Genomic DNA, 16,712 nt, shown 5'->3' with positions numbered 1-16,712 from the left:
GAGCACTCAGCGGCCATGACTACCGTGCACCGGGTGGATTCCGCCCTTCCCGACGCCCTCGCCCACGCCTGGGACCGCGTCGTCGCCGACGTGGCCGATCGCCAGCCCGTCCCCGGGCCCGCGGTGCTGCTGGGCACGGCCGTCGCCGCGCTCGTGCTGGTCCTGTGGCGGCCGGCGTGGCGCCGGGCCAGGCACGTGGTGACCATCGCGCACGAGGGCGGGCACGCCGTGGTCGCGATGCTGTGCGGACGCCGGCTGAGCGGGGTGCGGCTGCACTCCGACTCGTCCGGGCTCACCGTCTCGCGCGGACGGCCGCGGGGGCCCGGAACGGTCGCCACGTTCGCGGCCGGCTACCCGGCGCCGACGGTCATCGGCCTGGTCGCGGCCGTGTTCCTCGCCCGCGGCTACGCGCTGGCCGCGCTCTGGGCCGCCGTGCTCCTGCTGGCGCTGTTGCTGGTGCAGATCCGCAACTTCTTCGGCCTGTACGTGGTGCTCCTCGCCGCAGCCGTCGTCGTCGCCGTCTCCTGGTGGGCGCCGCCGGAGGCCAAGGTCGCGCTGGCCCACCTGGGCACCTGGTTCCTCCTGGTCGGGGCGCCGCGCGCCGTCGTCGAGCTGCAGCAGGTGCGACGCCGCGGCCGGGGCCACGAGAGCGACGCCGACCAGCTGGCGCGGCTGACCCGGATCCCCGGCGGCCTGTGGGTGGTGCTGTTCGCGACGCTGACCGGCGGGGGAGCCGTGGTGGGCGCGCTCCTACTGGTCGCGCGGGCCGGGGGCCTCCCGTTCTGAGCCCGCTCTCAGCGCCGAGCGACGGGGCCGGGCCTCGGTCCTACAGTGGTGTAGATTTCGTGGTGGGAACTGACGTCCCGTTCGCCGAAAGGGAGTGGACATGGCTCACGACGTGATCATCGTCGGCGCGGGGTTCGGCGGCATGGGCGCCGCGATCGAACTCCTCGGCCGCGGCCGCAGCGACATCCTCATCCTCGAGCGCGAGGACGACCTGGGTGGCACGTGGCACGTCAACCACTACCCGGGCCTGTCCGTGGACATCGCGTCGGTGACCTACTCGTACTCCTTCGAGCCCAACCCGAACTGGTCGCGCCTGTACGCCCCCGGCTCCGAGCTCAAGGGCTACGCGAGCCACGTGGCCGACAAGTACGGCCTGCGGCGGCTGATGCGCTTCGGCGTCGACGTCACGGCCGCCGCGTGGGACCCGCGGGCCGCCGAGTGGGAGGTCACCGTCGTGCGCGACGGCGGCCTCGAGCAGAAGCTCCGCACCCGCTACCTCATCACCGCCACCGGCTTCCTCAGCCAGCCCAAGCTGCCGGACATCGAGGGCATCGACGACTTCGCCGGCACCGTCATCCACAGCGCGAAGTGGGACGACGACGCCGACCTCACCGGGCAGCGGATCGGGGTCATCGGGACCGGCGCCACCGGCGTGCAGCTGGTGCCGGAGCTGGCGAAGGTCGCCGGGCACCTCACCGTGTTCCAGCGCACCCCGATCTGGGTGGTGCCGAAGGTCGATTTCGAGGTCCCGGCGCCGGTGCAGGCGCTGTTCGGGCGGCTGCCGATCACGCAACGCGCTGCGCGGCTGGCGAATTCGACGGCACTCGAGGTGCTGAGCACGGTGGGCGTGCTCAACTACAAGTACGGCCACCGGTTCAACGACATCGCGGCCGTGCTCGCCAAGGCCCACCTGCGCGCGCAGGTGCGCGACCCGCAGACCCGCGCGGCGCTCACCCCGTCGTACTCGTTCGGCTGCAAGCGGCCCACCTTCTCCAACGCCTACTTCCCGACCTTCAACCGCGACAACGTGACGCTGGAGGCCTCGTCGATCCGCCAGGTGCTGCCGCACGGCATCGAGATGACCGACGGCACGGTCCACGAGCTCGACGCGCTCGTGCTTGCGACGGGGTTCTCGCTGTGGGAGAAGAACTTCCCCGCGATCGACGTGACCGGCCGCGACGGCCGCAACCTCGGCGAATTCTGGCGCGAGGGCCGGTTCCAGGCCTACGAGGGCATGGCCGTGCCGAAGTTCCCCAACTTCTTCAGCCTGCACAGCCCCTACAGCTACACGGGCCTGAGCTACTTCTGGACCATCGAGGCGCAGATGGTGCACCTGCGCCGCGTCTTCGACGAGATCGACCGGACCGGCGCGCGCACCGTCGAGGTGACGGAGCAGGCGAACGCCCGCTTCCTGGAGCGGATGAGTGGCCGGCTGGAGCGGTCCGTCTTCCAGCTCGGCGCGTGCGAGGGCAGCCGCAGCTACTACTTCGATCCGCACGGCGAGGCCACGCTGCTGCGGCCCAGTTCCGTGCTCGGCGCGCGCCGCGACGCGCGCACCTTCCCGATCGACGACTACGCCTTCGCGTAGCCGCCGATCGGGTCGGGCCGGGCCCTATTTCACCTCGAAGACGCCGGTGCAGGCCGACGGTGCGCCGCCGGGCACGCGCGGCGTGACGGTGCCGGTGAACTCGATGACGCCGGCGCCGGTCGCCACGTGCGGGAACCACATCGCGCGGTCCTGCGGGGTGAGGATCTTGGTGCCGTTCACCACGCCGGTGGCGCCGGTCGCGCGGTTCGTCCACGCGACGCGGAGGTCGGTGCGGGTGTCCGTAGGGAACGCGCGGCCCCCGGGGCCGACGGAGACGTCGATCTTGCCGGGAACGGGGTGGAGGTAGCCGTCGCTGCCGAGGCTGTGACCGACGGAGACACTCGCGCCGCCGTCCGGCGCGGTGCAGATCGGGAGCTGTGCCCCCGGTGCGGCCTGCGCGGCCGCGGGAAGGGCGAGGCCGCCGGCGAGTGCTGCACCGGCGGCGAGGGCGAGGGCGGAGCGGGTGTGAATCATGTGATCTCCTTTGCTCAGATAATTGCCTTCGCTCAGGGATCGTCGGAGTGTTTGCGAGTGTTACGCGTCGAGCAGAGCGATCACCGCGTCGGCGGCCTTCGCGGGCGCGCCGGACTTCGCGGGCGCCAGGTCGTGCGCGGCTGCGACCTCGACGATCGTCGTCGGGCCGGCGATGAGGGCCGCGGCGTCGGCCAGTTCCTCGGGCGAGGCGAACGGATCGCGCCGGCCGTGCACCAGCACCGTCGGGATCGCGATGTCCGGCAGGTGCGCCGTGCGCGCCTTCTCCGGCCGGCCGGGCGGGTGCAGCGGGTAGGAGAGGAGCACGAGCCCGTCGGGACGGTCCGGGCCCTCGGCGACGGCCATCGACGCCATCCGCCCGCCGTAGCTGTGCCCGCCCCACAGCACGGGGCCGTCGATCTCGAGGATGCGCGCGGTCTCCGCGAAGGCGGCGCGGTCCGCCGGCTGGCCCGCGGGGGACGGCGGCCCCTTCGGCCGGTTGCGCCGGAACGGCAGGTCGATGCGGACGGTGCGTACGCCGCGCTGCGCGAGCTCCGCGCCGAGCGCCGTGAGCATCGCCTGGTCGCGGTTGCCGCCCGCGCCGTGCGCGAGGATCAGCGTGGCGCGAGCGGCGTCGTCGGGATCGTGAATGGAGAGCCAGGTCACCCGCCCAGCCTACGATCCCGATAACCTGCACCCATGACTGTTTCTCACCAGGGGCCCCTCGTCGGGCTGAAGGTCGTCGAATTCGCAGGTCTCGGACCTGCGCCGCACGCCGCGATGCTCCTCGCCGACCAGGGCGCCGACGTCGTCTCGGTGCAGCGTCCCGGGGTCGGCGTGGCCGGCCTGACCGGCAAGCCGTCGGGCGTCAAGCGCGGCCGCACCATCGTCGAGGCCGACCTGAAGAACCCCGACGACATCGCCACCATCCTCGAGCTGATCGACCGCGCCGACGTGATCGTCGAGGGCTTCCGCCCCGGCGTCATGGAGCGCCTCGGTCTCGGGCCGGACGTCGTGCTCGAGCGCAACCCGCGCATCGTCTTCGCCCGGATGACCGGCTGGGGCCAGGACGGCCCGTTCGCCCAGCGCGCCGGCCACGACATGAACTACATCTCGATCACCGGCCTGCTGCACGCCATCGGCCGCCGGGGCGAGCGCCCGGTGCCGCCGCTCAACCTCGTGGGCGACTTCGCCGGCGGTTCGATGTTCCTCGTGTTCGGCGTGCTCGCGGCGCTCTACGAGCGGAACACGTCGGGCAGGGGGCAGGTCATCGACGTCGCCATGGTCGACGGTGCCTCGCTCATCGGGCAGATGCAGTGGGACTTCCGGGGCCAGGGCATCTGGAGCGACGAGCGCGGCGTGAACACCCTCGACGGCGGCGCGCCCTTCTACGACACCTACGAGACCGCCGACGGCAAGTACGTCTCCGTCGGCGCGATCGAGCCGCAGTTCTTCGCCGAGCTGCTGAGCAAGCTGGGCTTGAAGCAGGAGGACCTGCCCTACCAGCTCGATCAGGCCCGGTGGCCGGAGCTGCGCGCCGCGCTGGAGACCGCGATCAAGACGAGGACCCGCGACGAGTGGGCCGAGATCTTCTTCGACTCGGACGCCTGCGTCGCCCCGATCCTCACCTTCGAGGAGGCGTCGGAGCATCCGCACATGGCGGCCCGGCAGAACCTGCAGGAGGTCGGGGGAGCGATGGCGCCGATGCCCGCGCCGCGCTTCTCCCGTACCCCCGCGGGTACTCCCGAGGCGCCGAACCCCGCGGCCGTCGACCCGGCGACGCTCTGGCGCGACTGATCGCCCGGTAGCGCTTCCCGAAACCGGCGGAAATCGCGGTCGCGCCGCAGTATTCGCGGCGCGATCGCAAATCCGGCCGGTTTCGGGAGGTATGCCCGGAGGCGCCCGCGGCGGCCGCTAGGATTCGCGCATGTCGATGCAGGCCGGTGCGGAATTCGCCGGGTTCCGGGTGGTCCGCCGGTTGGGTGCGGGCGGGATGGGCGAGGTCTACCTGGTCGCGCACCCGCGGCTCCCGCGCGAGGAGGCGCTGAAGATCCTCCCGCAGGACCTCTCCACGGACGAGTCCTACCGCGTGCGGTTCAACCGCGAGGCGGACCTCGCTGCCACGCTGTTCCACCCGAACATCGTGGGGGTGCACGACCGCGGCGAGGCCGACGGCAAACTGTGGCTCTCGATGGACTACGTCGCCGGCGTCGACCTCGACCAGCTGATCCGGGACCGGCACCCGCGCGGACTGCCCGTCGCCGACGTGGTCTCCGTGATCACCCAGGTCGCGTCCGCGCTCGACCACGCCCACGCCAAGGGCCTGATCCACCGCGACGTGAAGCCCGCGAACATCCTCCTCGCGGAGTCGGGCGCCGACGCGGGCGGCCGCGTGCTCCTCGCCGACTTCGGCATCGCCCGGCGCATGGACGACGACGCCGGCCTCACCGCCACGAACACCGCGGTGGGCACCGTGACGTACGCGGCGCCGGAGCAGTTGGCGGACGAGGCCGTCGACGGCCGCACCGACCAGTACGCGCTCGCCGCCACGGCCCTGACCCTGCTCACCGGCCGCAGCCCCTTCGCCGGCACCACGCCCGGCGCCGTGATCAGCCGGAAGATGCGCGGCGAGGTGCCGCGCGCCGCCGACACCGACCCGCGCCTCGCCCCACTCGACCGCGCGCTCGCCACCGGCATGGCGGCCGACCCGGCCCGCCGGTTCCGCACCTGCGCCGACTTCGTCCGCGCGCTCGAGGCCGAGGCCGCGCACCTCGGGTCGGGTCCGCTGCCGCGCACCACGCCGCCGCCGCTGCGCGCCCAGACCCCGTCGCCCCAGGCCCCGACGNTGCCGACCCCGCCGCCGTACGGGCAGGCGACGCCGCCCGCGCAGTACGGGCAGGCGACGTACATCAGGCCGTCGGCCCCGGTGGCGCCCTACGGCTCGCAGCCGTCGTTCCCCGCTGTCGCGGCCGCGCCCGTCCCGGCGAAGCGGCCGTGGCAGGTCCTCGTGGCCGGCGTGCTGTGCCTGGTCTTCGCGCCGCTCGCGCTGTTGGGGATCATCGGCGGCCTCGAAGGGCACGTCGACGGCGGTGACGTCGCGTTGATGGTGGGGTTCATCGCCGGCGTCGTCGGCGCGGGTGTCGCGGCCGCGATGCTGCTGACGAAGCGCACGAAGGGCGCGCTGTGGGCGGCGACCGTCGGGGCGCTCCTGATGATCGCGAGCTGTATAGGTGTCGTCGTCACGGTGCCGGTGCTGCTACTGATCTGGGCGCCGCAGTCGTCGCGACTCTGGTTCAGCGAGTAGCGCACAGCGGACTCTCGGATTCCGTCCGGTACGCACAGCGAGTCCGAATCGGACGGAATCCGAGAGTCGAGCCGAGCGGGTGGCCCGTCCGTCCGGTGCGGGCCGCTAGCCGACGACGAGCGAGGTGCCGGTCGCGCGCAGCGTCGAGCCCAGGTCGTAGAACAGCGAGCCGTTGCGGGCGAGGGGGCCGTCGAAGGTGGCGGCGCGGCTGGCGATGCCGAGCGCGGCGTTGTCGGAGGACCGGATCAGCGGGCCGCCGCTGTCGCCGACCTGCACGGGGATGGTGGTGGCGATGTAGCCGCCGTCCACGCTCACCACGGAACCGCAGCGCCAGCCCGACGAGACGCCCTGGCTGCACACCTGGTCGCCGGCGCGGGCGGTGCCCACCGAGGTGGGCCGGACGCGGNCGCCGGGGGCGGCCTTCGCGAGCTTGGGGTCCAGCGTGAAGACGCCCCAGTCGGGGGCGTCGGGCACGACGAAGGTGTCGGACTTGGTCAGCGCGGGGGCCGACGAGCCGGTGTTCACGCCGACGATCCGCCCGTTCACGACGACCTGCTGTCCCTGTGCGCCGCAGTGCCCGGCGTACAGGCCCACGCGGGTGCCGTCGGGCCGCTGCCCGACGAAACCGACGGTGCAGCCGCGGCCGTCGGCGACGTTGCCGACCAGCTTGGTGACGGTCAGGACCGAGCTGCCGGGCGAGACGGTCGCGACCGGCTCCGCCTGCGCGGCGGCGGGGAGCAGCGCGACGACGCCGCCGAGGACGGCCGCGGATGCGGCGGTGGTCCTCACGATCGACGTGATGGTGCGGCGCATGATCCTCCTCGGGTCGGCGCAAGACTGTGCGACGGTAGCGTGCCACACGCCACACCGCCTGTAAACCGAGTGATCGATGATGCGCAGGTTAACTCAAGTGACCAGAGGTGATGAATTGGCTCACTTCGCGGGCTTGGGTGTGACCCAGGTCGTGATCTTCGCGTGCACCACCTCGGTGCCCTTCTTGTCGCGGATCGCGATGTCCACGGGCACCTCGCGGCCGGTGGTGATGGCGTCCCAGTCGACCTCCTCGCCCAGTGTCGCGGTCGCGATGAGGGAGGACTCGGCCTTGGCGAGGTAGTCGACCTTCATCGACTTCGGCAGCCACCGGTGGGTGCCGGGCGTGGACGCCTCCATCACCATGCCCATGCCGACCTCGGCCAGGTTGCAGGCCGCGATGGCGTGGAAGGTGCCGATGTGGTTCTGCACGAACCACCACTTCGGCCCGTGGACGACGGCGCGCCCGTACTCGATCTCGGAGATGTACGGGGTGACGGAGGCGAAGTACGGCGCCTTGAGCGAGGCGGCGGCGGAGAAGGCCAGCTTGCCGAGCGGCTTGTCGCTGAGCGTGCGCCACATCTTGAACGTGGAGGTGTCGGTCATGGCCGTTATCTTACTCCACAGTAAGGTCGACGGTCCGCGCTCCTCCCGGGGCGGGCGCGGGTCAGCGCGGTGGGTTCGCGGCGAGGGGGTCGAAGCCCTCCACGGCCAGCCGCACGATGGTCTCCCGGATCCGGGGCCAGTACGGCGAGCGCACGTTGACGGGGGCGCCGTGGCTCGCCCCGTCGAGCTCGACGAACAGCGACGGGGCGCCCAGGGCCCGCGCCGCCGCGACGAAGTCCTTCGACTCCCCGGCGGGCACGATCGAATCCTCCGAGCCGTGGATCGCGACGGACGGCATCAGCGGGTCGATCCGCTGGATCGGGTTCGCCAGCGCGTACCGGTCCGGCACCTGGTCGGGCATGCCGCCGAGCGCCTTGCGCACGTGGTCGTTGAGGCGCGAGCTGGTGCGCATGTCGAGCACTCCGGCCATGGAGACGAACACGCGCGGGGTCACCGTCGGGCCGCCGCCCGCGGGCCAGGTCACTCCCGGCGAACCCGCGGGGAGCGTGCGGCGGGCGGCCGCCCACGCGGCGAGCTGGCCGCCCGCGCTGTGCCCCACGAGGATCACGTTCGCCGGGTCCAGGGCGGGCGCGGTCTCCGCCAGGGTGGGCACGAAGTCCACGGCGTGGCCCACGTCGGTGAAGGTCGTCGGCCAGCCCCCGCCCGAGCCGACCCGTCGGTACTCGACGTTCCACACCGCGAGGCCCTGCGCCTGCAGCGCCCGCGCCACGTCGGCCATGTACCCGGCGCTCGAGCGGTTCTTCCACCCGCCGCCGTGGATCAGCACCACGACCGGCAGGCTGCGCGGAGCGTGGAAGCCGCGGGGGAGGTAGAGGTTGCCGTAGTTCTGCCGCGGGTCCGCGTTCGGGGCGGGGTAGCGGTACCGGATCGCGTCGTCGCGCACCGCTGCGACGGGGCGCTGCACGACCCGGGGCTTCGAGGCCGCCGCGGACGAGGAGGCCGCGGAGTCGCCGGACGGGACGACGGCGCAGCCGGCGCTCAGCACGACGGCGGCGCACAGCAGCACGGCCAGGAGCAGCGCGCCCGGCCTCGGGGCGACGCTCCGTTCGGTCATGCCGATATTCTTCCAGAGCGCGGCCCGGGGGCGGGTGTGACGCGAATCGCAGCGACGGGATCGACCGGTTCGATTTGAAGATGCGGCCCGAGCAGTGCATACTGGTCGGGTTGCCTTGTCGGGCGGCGCGGTCCCCCGTGTGGGTCGTCCATCCGACTGGTATCGCCCCGGCACCCCTCGAGGGAGCCACCGGAACACCCGGCGGAGCATGAGCGCCAGCGCGACACGCCCGACCGCGTGGACCGGAGCAATTTGACACATGAACAGCGTCGATCGACTTCAAGCGGGATACGTTCCCGCAGGTGATTCAGCTGTCCGTGTGTCTGGCAATACGTTTGAACACTTGACGGAAGAGGACACAGCGTGGCGGGACAGAAGATCCGCATCAGGCTCAAGGCCTATGACCATGAGGCGATCGACGCGTCTGCTCGGAAGATCGTCGAGACCGTGACTCGCACCGGCGCCCGTGTCGTCGGTCCCGTGCCGCTGCCGACGGAGAAGAACGTGTACTGCGTCATCCGCTCGCCGCACAAGTACAAGGACTCGCGCGAGCACTTCGAGATGCGTACGCACAAGCGGCTGATCGACATCCTGGACCCGACGCCGAAGACGGTCGACGCGCTGATGCGCATCGACCTGCCGGCCAGCGTCGACGTGAACATCCAGTAAGCGGCTGCGGAGAAACGATATGACTGAGAACAAGATCAAGGGAATCCTGGGCACCAAGCTCGGCATGACCCAGGTCTTCGACGAGAACAACCGGGTCGTCCCGGTCACCGTCGTCAAGGCTGGGCCGAACGTGGTCACCCAGATCCGTACCCAGGCCACCGACGGCTACGACGCCGTCCAGCTCGCCTTCGGCGCGATCGACCCCCGCAAGGTGAACAAGCCCGTCTCGGGCCAGTTCGCCAAGGCCGGTGTCACCCCGCGTCGCCACATCGCCGAGCTGCGGCTCGCCGACGCCGATGCCGCCGCCGACTACGAGGTGGGCCAGGAGCTGGGCGCCGACGTGTTCGAGGCCGGCAACTTCGTCGACGTCACCGGCGTCAGCAAGGGCAAGGGCTACGCGGGCGTCATGAAGCGCCACGGCTTCTCGGGCCTGGGCGCCAGCCACGGTGTGCAGGCCGTGCACCGTGCGCCGGGCTCCATCGGTGGCTGCGCCACCCCGGGTCGCGTCTTCAAGGGCGTCCGGATGGCCGGCCGCATGGGCTCGGACAACGTCACCACGCAGAACCTGTCCGTGTTCAAGGTGGACGCCGAGGCCGGCGTCCTGCTGATCAAGGGCGCCATCCCCGGCCGCAAGGGCGGCCTCGTGATGGTCCGTACCGCAGTGAAGGGTGGTGCTCGCGCATGAGCAAGCTGACTCTTGATGTGAAGACCGCCGACGGCAAGGTCGACGGCACCGTCGAGCTCCCCGCCGAGATCTTCGACGTCGAGCCCAACATCGCGCTGATGCACCAGGTGGTCGTCGCGCAGCTCGCCGCTGCGCGCGCCGGCACGCACGCCACCAAGACCCGCGGCGAGGTCCGCGGCGGTGGCCGCAAGCCGTACCGCCAGAAGGGCACCGGCCGCGCCCGTCAGGGCTCGACCCGCGCGCCGCAGTTCAACGGCGGTGGCACGGTCCACGGCCCGCAGCCGCGTGACTACAGCCAGCGCACCCCGAAGAAGATGAAGGCCGCCGCCCTGCGCGGTGCCCTCACCGACCGGGTTCGCGAGGACCGTATCCACGTCGTCACCGAGCTGGTGGCCGGCCAGGAGGCGTCGACCAAGACCGCCCGCCTGTTCCTGGCCGCGCTGTCGGAGCGCAAGAAGTTCCTCGTGGTCGTCGGCCGCGAGGACCTGACCGCGCAGCGCAGCGTCCAGAACCTGCCGAACGCGAAGTGGATCTACGCCGACCAGCTCAACACCTACGACGTCCTGGACGCCGATGATCTGGTGTTCAGCCGCGAGGCTCTGGGTTCGTTCATCGCGAGCGCCACGAAGACCGAGGAGGCGAACGCCTGATGGCTACCGCAACCATCCCCGCCGACCCGCGGGACATCCTGCTCGCGCCGGTGATCTCCGAGAAGGCCTACGGCCTCATCGAGGAGAACACGTACACCTTCGTGGTGCACCCGGACGCGAACAAGACGCAGATCAAGATCGCCGTGGAGAAGGTCTTCGGCGTCAAGGTCGACAGCGTCAACACCTTGAACCGCCAGGGCAAGCGCAAGCGCACCCGTGCCGGTTACGGTCAGCGCAAGAGCACCAAGCGCGCCATCGTGACCCTGAGTGCCGATAGCAAGCCCATCGACATCTTCGGAGGCGCGAGCTAAATGGCTATCCGCAAGTACAAGCCGACCACTCCGGGTCGCCGCGGCTCGTCGGGCTCGACGTTCGACGAGGTCACGCGTTCGACCCCGGAGAAGTCGCTGGTCCGCCCGCTGCACGGCCGTGGTGGCCGTAACGCGCACGGCCGCATCACCACCCGGCACAAGGGTGGCGGCCACAAGCGTGCCTACCGTCTGATCGACTTCCGTCGCCACGACAAGGACGGCATCAACGCCAAGGTCGCGCACATCGAGTACGACCCCAACCGCACCTCGCGCATCGCGCTGCTGCACTACCTGGACGGCGAGAAGCGTTACATCCTCGCGCCCAAGGACCTGAAGCAGGGCGACATCGTGGAGTCGGGCCCCAACGCCGACATCAAGCCGGGCAACTGCCTGCCGCTGCGGAACATCCCCGCCGGCACGGTGATCCACAACGTGGAGCTGCGTCCCGGTGGCGGCGCCAAGATGGCCCGCTCGGCCGGTGCCAGCATCCAGCTGCTGGGCAAGGAGGGCGCGTACGCGACCCTGCGTATGCCCTCCGGCGAGATCCGTCGCGTCGACGTGCGCTGCCGCGCCACCGTCGGCGAGGTGGGCAACGCCGAGCAGAGCAACATCAACTGGGGCAAGGCCGGCCGCATGCGCTGGAAGGGCAAGCGCCCGACCGTCCGTGGTGTCGTCATGAACCCGGTCGACCACCCGCACGGCGGTGGTGAGGGTAAGACCTCCGGTGGCCGCCACCCGGTGAGCCCGTGGGGCAAGCCCGAGGGCCGCACCCGCAAGAACAAGGCGAGCGACAAGATGATCGTCCGTCGCCGCAAGTCCGGTAAGAACAAGCGCTAGGAGGGAGTTAGAGAATGCCACGCAGCCTCAAGAAGGGCCCGTTCGTCGACGACCACCTCCTCGCGAAGGTCGACGTCCAGAACGAGAAGGGCACCAAGCAGGTCATCAAGACCTGGTCGCGTCGCTCCACCATCATCCCCGACTTCATCGGTCACACCTTCGCCGTCCACGACGGTCGCAAGCACGTGCCGGTGTTCGTCTCGGAGAACATGGTGGGCCACAAGCTGGGCGAGTTCGCCCCGACGCGGACGTTCAAGGGCCACATCAAGGACGACCGGAAGGGTAAGCGCCGCTAATGAGCAACGAAGCAGCCACCACCGCCAATCCGACCGCATCGGCGACCGCGCGTTTCGTGCGCGTCACCCCGATGAAGGCCCGTCGCGTCATCGACCTGGTCCGCGGTAAGGACGCCGAGCAGGCGCTCGCCATCCTGCGGTTCGCGCCGCAGGCCGCGAGCGAGCCCGTCGCCAAGGTCCTCGCGTCGGCGATCGCCAACGCGCAGAACAACCTGGGCCTCGACCCGCGCACCCTGGTCGTCTCGGAGGCGTACGCGAACGAGGGCCCGACCATGAAGCGCATCCAGCCGCGGGCCCAGGGCCGCGCGTACCGGATCCGCAAGCGCACCAGCCACATCACCGTGGTGGTCGAGTCGGTCGAGTCGAAGAAGCCCGCCGCCAGCCGGAACCGGAAGGGAGCGTAAGCATGGGTCAGAAGATCAATCCCCACGGCTTCCGCCTCGGCATCACCACGGACTGGAAGTCCCGCTGGTACGCCGATAAGCAGTACTCGGAGTACGTCAAGGAAGACGTCCAGATCCGTAAGCGTCTGACCGACAGCCTCGAGCGTGCCGGCATCAGCAAGATCGAGATCGAGCGCACCCGGGACCGCGTGCGGGTGGACATCCACACCGCGCGTCCGGGCATCGTCATCGGCCGCCGCGGCGCCGAGGCCGATCGCATCCGCTCGGAGCTGGAGAAGCTCACCAAGAAGCAGGTGCAGCTCAACATCCTCGAGGTGAAGAACTCCGAGGCCGACGCCCAGCTCGTCGCACAGGGCATCGCGGAGCAGCTGAGCAACCGCGTGGCGTTCCGCCGCGCGATGCGCAAGGCGATCCAGTCGGCGATGCGTCAGCCGAACGTCAAGGGGATCCGGGTCCAGTGCTCGGGTCGTCTGGGCGGCGCGGAGATGAGCCGCAGCGAGTTCTACCGCGAGGGCCGCGTGCCCCTGCACACGCTGCGCGCCGACATCGACTACGGCCTGCACGAGGCGAAGACCACCTTCGGGCGGATCGGCGTCAAGGTGTGGATCTACAAGGGCGACGTCGTGGGCGGCCGGCGCGAGCTGGCGGCACCGTCGAACGACGACCGTCGCGGCCCGCGTCGTGAGCGCCCGCAGCGCCCGCGTCGCAGCGGCGCGTCGGGCACGACCGCCACCAGCACCGAGGCCGGTCGCGCCGCAACGGAGGAGACTCCGGTGGCGGCTGCTCCGGCTGCAACGAACCAGGAGGGCTGACGCCATGTTGATCCCCCGTCGCGTCAAGCACCGTAAGCAGCACCACCCCGGCCGTTCCGGCCAGTCCAAGGGCGGCAACCAGGTGACGTTCGGTGATTACGGCATCCAGGCTCTCGAGCCCGCCTACATCACCAACCGTCAGATCGAGTCCGCTCGTATCGCCATCAACCGGCACATCAAGCGTGGCGGCAAGGTCTGGATCAACATCTTCCCGGACCGCCCCCTCACGAAGAAGCCGGCCGAGACCCGCATGGGTTCCGGTAAGGGTTCGGTCGAGTGGTGGGTCGCGAACGTCAAGCCCGGTCGCGTGCTGTTCGAGATGACCTACCCCAATGAGGAGACCGCTCGCGAGGCCCTGCGCCGCGCCCAGCACAAGCTCCCCTGCAAGACCCGCATCGTGACCCGAGAGGAGCAGTTCTGATGTCGAACACCGTCGCCGCTGATCTCCGCGGTCTCACCGCGGACGAGCTGGTGGAGAAGCTGCGCGAGGCCAAGGAGGAGCTGTTCAACCTGCGGTTCCAGATGGCCACCGGGCAGATGAGCAACAACCGTCGCCTGCGCACCGTGCGTACCGACATCGCCCGGATCTACACGATCCTGCGCGAGCGGGAGCTCGGCCTGGCCTCGGGCCCGGAGGGTGACGCCGCATGAGTGAGAACGGAAGCAATGTGAGCACCGAGGAGCGGAACAGCCGCAAGGTCCGGATCGGGTACGTCGTGTCCGACAAGATGGAGAAGACCATCGTCGTCGAGCTCGAGGACCGCGTGAAGCACTCCCTGTACGGCAAGATCATTCGCACCACCTCCAAGGTGAAGGCGCATGACGAAGAGGGCGTCGCCGGTGTCGGCGACCGCGTCCGGATCATGGAGACCCGTCCGCTGAGCGCCAGCAAGCACTGGCGCCTGGTGGAGGTGCTGGAGAAGGCCAAGTAGGCCCCCCGCACCGCACAGACGACGAAGGCCCCCGTCCACTCCGCGAGGAGGGACGGGGGCCTTCTCGTCGTCCGGCGGGGCCGTCCGGGGCTGCCGTCCGACGCCGGCCGCCGGCGTCTGGTGCGGACTTCCGTCAGACGCAGGCCCGGCGCACGCCGCTGACCGCGGTGTCGAGGACCTTGGCGGCGGGGTTGGTCTTCTCCCACGTCGCCTCGCCGGTGGCGCGCGCCGCCTGATCCGAGCGCATGGCGGCGGTGTAGGCGTCCAGCTTGGACTTGTACTCGACGATCGCGGTGTGGACGGTCGCCGACGGCTGCGCGGTCGAGATGATCGAGGGCAGCTTGCCCGTCTCCGTCTCGAGCGCCGCGAACTCGGCGTTGAGCACCCCGCTGATGGAGTCCCAGTTCCACTTGGGGTCCTTGGTGAACGCGGCGGTCGCGCGCGTGGCGACGACGCGGGTGTCGTACCCCGACTGCCAGGAGGCGCAGGCCGACTTGCCGGCCGCGGNGGCGGCCGCCGCCCGGGAGGACGCGATCGTGCTCTGGTAGGCCGCCACGTCCTGCGAATCGGCGGTACCGGTCCCCGCGACCGAGCCGCACCCCGCGAGGGCGAGGAGCGAGGCTCCCACGGCCAGGGTCGCGCCCGCGCGGCCGCGGAACGGATGGATCGTCGTACGTGCGGTCATGTCTCTGCCTCCCCGTGGCGTGCGTCGACGTGCACGCCGTATGACTGCATTGTCGCTCATGAACGGCCTCCGTGGTCCACGAGGGTGTCAACGCACAGCATGTGAGCGTCGGCACGTCCACCATCGAGTATGCGCCCCGGTGCGAACAGGTTTGCTATGCTGTGCAGTATGCGGGACGATCACGTCCCGCGCCGTCGTAGGGCACCCGGGCCCCGACTCGCCGACTTCGGCTCGAGACCACTTCCCGGTTCTTTTCTTGCGGCGAACGGATGCGGCCACCGCCGCCTTCGCCACCCACCACCGTTAGGTATCGCCACACCGTGAGCACCCCTGTGTCCACTCGTTCCTTCGCCGACCTCGGCGTCCCCTCGAACCTCGTCGCCGCCCTCCACGACATGGACCGCAGCACGCCGTTCCCCATCCAGGCCGACACCCTGCCCGACACGCTCGCCGGCCGCGACGTGCTGGGCCGCGGCAAGACGGGCTCGGGCAAGACCCTGGCGTTCGCGATCCCGCTGGTCGCGCGCATCGCCGGGCACCGCGCCCCCGCGGGCAAGCCGTCCGGCCTCGTCCTCGCGCCGACCCGTGAGCTGGCCACCCAGATCACGGCCACCGTCGAGCCGCTGGCCCGCGCCGCCGGCCTCCGGGTGACCACCATCTTCGGCGGCGTCAAGCAGGGCCGCCAGGAGCAGGCGCTCAGCCAGGGCGTCGACATCGTGGTGGCCTGCCCCGGCCGCCTCGAGGACCTCATGCGGCAGCGCCTCGTCGACCTGTCCCGAGTCGAGGTCACCGTGCTCGACGAGGCCGATCACATGGCCGACCTCGGCTTCCTGCCCGTCGTCACCCGGATCCTGGCCGCCACCCCGGCCGGTGGCCAGCGCATGCTGTTCTCCGCGACGCTCGACAACGGCGTCGACAAGCTGGTGCGCAGGTTCCTGACCGATCCGGTCTCGCACTCGGTCGATCCCGAGAACTCGCCGGTCGTCGCCATGACCCACCACGTCTTCGAGGTCAGCGGCAAGGACGACAAGTCCGCGCTGGTGCGCACCCTCGCGTCGGGCACCGGCCGCCGGATCCTGTTCACCCGCACCAAGCACCAGGCCAAGAAGCTGGCCAAGCAGCTCACCGAGCAGGGGATCCCCGCGCGCGATCTGCACGGCAACCTCAGCCAGCCGCAGCGCGACCGCAACCTCGAGGCGTTCAGCACGGGCACGGCCCGCGTGCTGGTCGCGACCGACATCGCGGCGCGCGGCGTGCACGTCGACGACATCGAGCTCGTCGTGCACGTCGATCCGCCCGCCGAGCACAAGGCCTACCTGCACCGCAGCGGCCGCACCGCCCGCGCCGGCAACGAGGGCACCGTCGTCACCGTGATGACGCCCGAGCAGCGCAAGGACACCCAGACCCTGCTCAAGAAGGCCGCGATCACCGCCCGGCCCGTCGCGGTGACGGCCACGTCGCCGGTCGTCGTCGACCTGGTCGGCGACGTCGCCCCGTACGTCAAGCCCGAGCCCGTCGCTCCGCCGCAGCAGCAGCGCCGTGCCGGTGGCGGTCACGCCCCGGGCCGCGGTCGCGCCGGGCGCGGCAAGGGCACCGGTCAGCGGTCCGACGGTGCGGGCCGCGGCCAGGGCGGCCAGGCCGGCCAGCAGCGTCGCCAGGGCCAGGGCGGCCAGCAGCGCTCCGGCGCGCGCCAGGCCCCGTCCGGCCAGGGGCGTCCGCAGGGGCAGGGTCGCGCCCAGCAGCCGCGCCGCCGCGCCACCCGCCCCGCGGGCTGACGCCTCGGCGGGTGCG

General features: G+C 71.0%; 19 protein-coding genes and 1 pseudogene. 16 read left to right on the top strand and 4 right to left on the bottom strand.

The genetic code is table 11. The features are described 5' to 3' along the window. The first annotated feature begins 15 nt into the window (after positions 1–15). Positions 16–786 (top strand): M50 family metallopeptidase, encoded by a 771-nt coding sequence (locus tag ACNAYW_RS05925; protein WP_415848806.1) that lies wholly within the window; start codon positions 16–18, stop codon positions 784–786. Positions 787–886: 100 nt separating this feature from the next. Next, complete coding sequence (locus ACNAYW_RS05920) at positions 887–2,374, top strand: flavin-containing monooxygenase (protein WP_415848805.1); 1,488 nt, start codon at positions 887–889, stop codon at positions 2,372–2,374. A 24-nt stretch (positions 2,375–2,398) separates the two neighbouring features. Here ACNAYW_RS05920 and ACNAYW_RS05915 read toward each other — a convergent pair whose 3' ends face one another. Next, positions 2,399–2,848 (bottom strand): hypothetical protein, encoded by a 450-nt coding sequence (locus ACNAYW_RS05915; protein ID WP_415848804.1) that lies wholly within the window; start codon positions 2,846–2,848, stop codon positions 2,399–2,401. A gap of 60 nt (positions 2,849–2,908) precedes the next feature. Further along, positions 2,909–3,511, bottom strand: a complete 603-nt coding sequence (locus tag ACNAYW_RS05910) for an alpha/beta hydrolase family protein (RefSeq protein ID WP_415848803.1) — start codon at positions 3,509–3,511, stop codon at positions 2,909–2,911. Between the two features lie 33 nt (positions 3,512–3,544). On the opposite strand from ACNAYW_RS05910, the gene ACNAYW_RS05905 reads away from it, so the two are divergent. After that, positions 3,545–4,642: a CaiB/BaiF CoA transferase family protein gene (locus ACNAYW_RS05905; RefSeq protein WP_415848802.1), complete on the top strand. Its 1,098-nt coding sequence runs from the start codon at positions 3,545–3,547 to the stop codon at positions 4,640–4,642. A gap of 130 nt (positions 4,643–4,772) precedes the next feature. Next, positions 4,773–5,690 (top strand): annotated as a pseudogene (locus ACNAYW_RS05900) (serine/threonine-protein kinase); the annotation flags it as partial. 1,392 nt (positions 5,691–7,082) lie between these two features. Here the strand turns inward: ACNAYW_RS05900 and ACNAYW_RS05895 are convergent. Continuing rightward, on the bottom strand, positions 7,083–7,565 hold the full coding sequence (locus tag ACNAYW_RS05895) for a hotdog fold domain-containing protein (RefSeq protein ID WP_415848801.1): 483 nt from the start codon (positions 7,563–7,565) through the stop codon (positions 7,083–7,085). Between the two features lie 61 nt (positions 7,566–7,626). Next, a complete protein-coding gene (locus tag ACNAYW_RS05890; protein ID WP_415848800.1) occupies positions 7,627–8,640 on the bottom strand; it encodes an alpha/beta hydrolase family protein in 1,014 nt (337 codons plus the stop codon). Positions 8,641–9,003: 363 nt separating this feature from the next. On the opposite strand from ACNAYW_RS05890, the gene rpsJ reads away from it, so the two are divergent. The 12 genes from rpsJ (at position 9,004) to ACNAYW_RS05830 (ending at position 16,696) form a co-directional block, all read left to right on the top strand. Beyond that, complete coding sequence (rpsJ, locus tag ACNAYW_RS05885; RefSeq protein ID WP_003938093.1) at positions 9,004–9,309, top strand: 30S ribosomal protein S10; 306 nt, start codon at positions 9,004–9,006, stop codon at positions 9,307–9,309. 19 nt (positions 9,310–9,328) lie between these two features. After that, positions 9,329–9,994, top strand: coding sequence for a 50S ribosomal protein L3 (gene rplC / locus ACNAYW_RS05880; RefSeq protein WP_415848799.1), 666 nt, complete (start codon positions 9,329–9,331; stop codon positions 9,992–9,994). After that, complete coding sequence (rplD, locus tag ACNAYW_RS05875) at positions 9,991–10,644, top strand: 50S ribosomal protein L4 (RefSeq protein WP_415675607.1); 654 nt, start codon at positions 9,991–9,993, stop codon at positions 10,642–10,644. Before rplC ends, rplD begins: the two co-directional genes overlap by 4 nt. Then, positions 10,644–10,955 (top strand): 50S ribosomal protein L23, encoded by a 312-nt coding sequence (gene rplW / locus ACNAYW_RS05870; protein WP_068522672.1) that lies wholly within the window; start codon positions 10,644–10,646, stop codon positions 10,953–10,955. The genes rplD and rplW overlap by 1 nt, the downstream gene beginning before the upstream one ends. Next, positions 10,956–11,792, top strand: a complete 837-nt coding sequence (gene rplB, locus ACNAYW_RS05865) for a 50S ribosomal protein L2 (protein WP_415848798.1) — start codon at positions 10,956–10,958, stop codon at positions 11,790–11,792. A 14-nt stretch (positions 11,793–11,806) separates the two neighbouring features. After that, positions 11,807–12,088 carry a 30S ribosomal protein S19 gene (rpsS, locus tag ACNAYW_RS05860; protein WP_019202328.1) on the top strand — a complete coding sequence of 94 codons (282 nt, stop codon included), beginning with the start codon at positions 11,807–11,809 and terminating at the stop codon, positions 12,086–12,088. Next, positions 12,088–12,492, top strand: coding sequence for a 50S ribosomal protein L22 (rplV, locus tag ACNAYW_RS05855; RefSeq protein WP_415848797.1), 405 nt, complete (start codon positions 12,088–12,090; stop codon positions 12,490–12,492). Before rpsS ends, rplV begins: the two co-directional genes overlap by 1 nt. Before the next feature lie 2 nt (positions 12,493–12,494). Beyond that, positions 12,495–13,304 (top strand): 30S ribosomal protein S3, encoded by an 810-nt coding sequence (gene rpsC / locus ACNAYW_RS05850; protein ID WP_068522668.1) that lies wholly within the window; start codon positions 12,495–12,497, stop codon positions 13,302–13,304. A 4-nt stretch (positions 13,305–13,308) separates the two neighbouring features. Beyond that, complete coding sequence (gene rplP, locus ACNAYW_RS05845) at positions 13,309–13,725, top strand: 50S ribosomal protein L16 (RefSeq protein WP_259143979.1); 417 nt, start codon at positions 13,309–13,311, stop codon at positions 13,723–13,725. After that, positions 13,725–13,955, top strand: coding sequence for a 50S ribosomal protein L29 (rpmC, locus tag ACNAYW_RS05840; protein ID WP_013128010.1), 231 nt, complete (start codon positions 13,725–13,727; stop codon positions 13,953–13,955). The genes rplP and rpmC overlap by 1 nt, the downstream gene beginning before the upstream one ends. After that, the gene (rpsQ, locus tag ACNAYW_RS05835; RefSeq protein ID WP_415848796.1) at positions 13,952–14,236 is read left to right on the top strand and encodes a 30S ribosomal protein S17; all 285 of its coding nucleotides are present in this window, start codon (positions 13,952–13,954) and stop codon (positions 14,234–14,236) included. Before rpmC ends, rpsQ begins: the two co-directional genes overlap by 4 nt. A gap of 1,080 nt (positions 14,237–15,316) precedes the next feature. Further along, positions 15,317–16,696 carry a DEAD/DEAH box helicase gene (locus ACNAYW_RS05830; RefSeq protein WP_415848915.1) on the top strand — a complete coding sequence of 460 codons (1,380 nt, stop codon included), beginning with the start codon at positions 15,317–15,319 and terminating at the stop codon, positions 16,694–16,696. Positions 16,697–16,712: the final 16 nt, after the last annotated feature.

The sequence above is a fragment of the Tsukamurella ocularis genome, from assembly GCF_965138335.1.
In the GTDB taxonomy this organism is placed as follows: domain Bacteria; phylum Actinomycetota; class Actinomycetes; order Mycobacteriales; family Mycobacteriaceae; genus Tsukamurella; species Tsukamurella ocularis_A.
Note: the sequence above shows the minus strand (reverse complement) of the source record. Positions and strands in the feature narration are given on the sequence as shown.

What these genes read in the sequence shown, in the direction of transcription:
- ACNAYW_RS05925 (WP_415848806.1), top strand. Translation starts at nt 16, where the DNA reads ATGACTACCGTGCACCGGGTGGATTCCGCCCTTCCCGACGCCCTCGCC.
- ACNAYW_RS05920 (WP_415848805.1), top strand. Translation starts at nt 887, where the DNA reads ATGGCTCACGACGTGATCATCGTCGGCGCGGGGTTCGGCGGCATGGGC.
- ACNAYW_RS05915 (WP_415848804.1), bottom strand. Translation starts at nt 2,848, where the DNA reads ATGATTCACACCCGCTCCGCCCTCGCCCTCGCCGCCGGTGCAGCACTC.
- ACNAYW_RS05905 (WP_415848802.1), top strand. Translation starts at nt 3,545, where the DNA reads ATGACTGTTTCTCACCAGGGGCCCCTCGTCGGGCTGAAGGTCGTCGAA.
- ACNAYW_RS05895 (WP_415848801.1), bottom strand. Translation starts at nt 7,565, where the DNA reads ATGACCGACACCTCCACGTTCAAGATGTGGCGCACGCTCAGCGACAAG.
- ACNAYW_RS05890 (WP_415848800.1), bottom strand. Translation starts at nt 8,640, where the DNA reads ATGACCGAACGGAGCGTCGCCCCGAGGCCGGGCGCGCTGCTCCTGGCC.
- rplC (WP_415848799.1), top strand. Translation starts at nt 9,329, where the DNA reads ATGACTGAGAACAAGATCAAGGGAATCCTGGGCACCAAGCTCGGCATG.
- rplD (WP_415675607.1), top strand. Translation starts at nt 9,991, where the DNA reads ATGAGCAAGCTGACTCTTGATGTGAAGACCGCCGACGGCAAGGTCGAC.
- rplW (WP_068522672.1), top strand. Translation starts at nt 10,644, where the DNA reads ATGGCTACCGCAACCATCCCCGCCGACCCGCGGGACATCCTGCTCGCG.
- rplB (WP_415848798.1), top strand. Translation starts at nt 10,956, where the DNA reads ATGGCTATCCGCAAGTACAAGCCGACCACTCCGGGTCGCCGCGGCTCG.
- rpsS (WP_019202328.1), top strand. Translation starts at nt 11,807, where the DNA reads ATGCCACGCAGCCTCAAGAAGGGCCCGTTCGTCGACGACCACCTCCTC.
- rplV (WP_415848797.1), top strand. Translation starts at nt 12,088, where the DNA reads ATGAGCAACGAAGCAGCCACCACCGCCAATCCGACCGCATCGGCGACC.
- rpsC (WP_068522668.1), top strand. Translation starts at nt 12,495, where the DNA reads ATGGGTCAGAAGATCAATCCCCACGGCTTCCGCCTCGGCATCACCACG.
- rplP (WP_259143979.1), top strand. Translation starts at nt 13,309, where the DNA reads ATGTTGATCCCCCGTCGCGTCAAGCACCGTAAGCAGCACCACCCCGGC.
- rpmC (WP_013128010.1), top strand. Translation starts at nt 13,725, where the DNA reads ATGTCGAACACCGTCGCCGCTGATCTCCGCGGTCTCACCGCGGACGAG.
- rpsQ (WP_415848796.1), top strand. Translation starts at nt 13,952, where the DNA reads ATGAGTGAGAACGGAAGCAATGTGAGCACCGAGGAGCGGAACAGCCGC.
- ACNAYW_RS05830 (WP_415848915.1), top strand. Translation starts at nt 15,317, where the DNA reads ATGGACCGCAGCACGCCGTTCCCCATCCAGGCCGACACCCTGCCCGAC.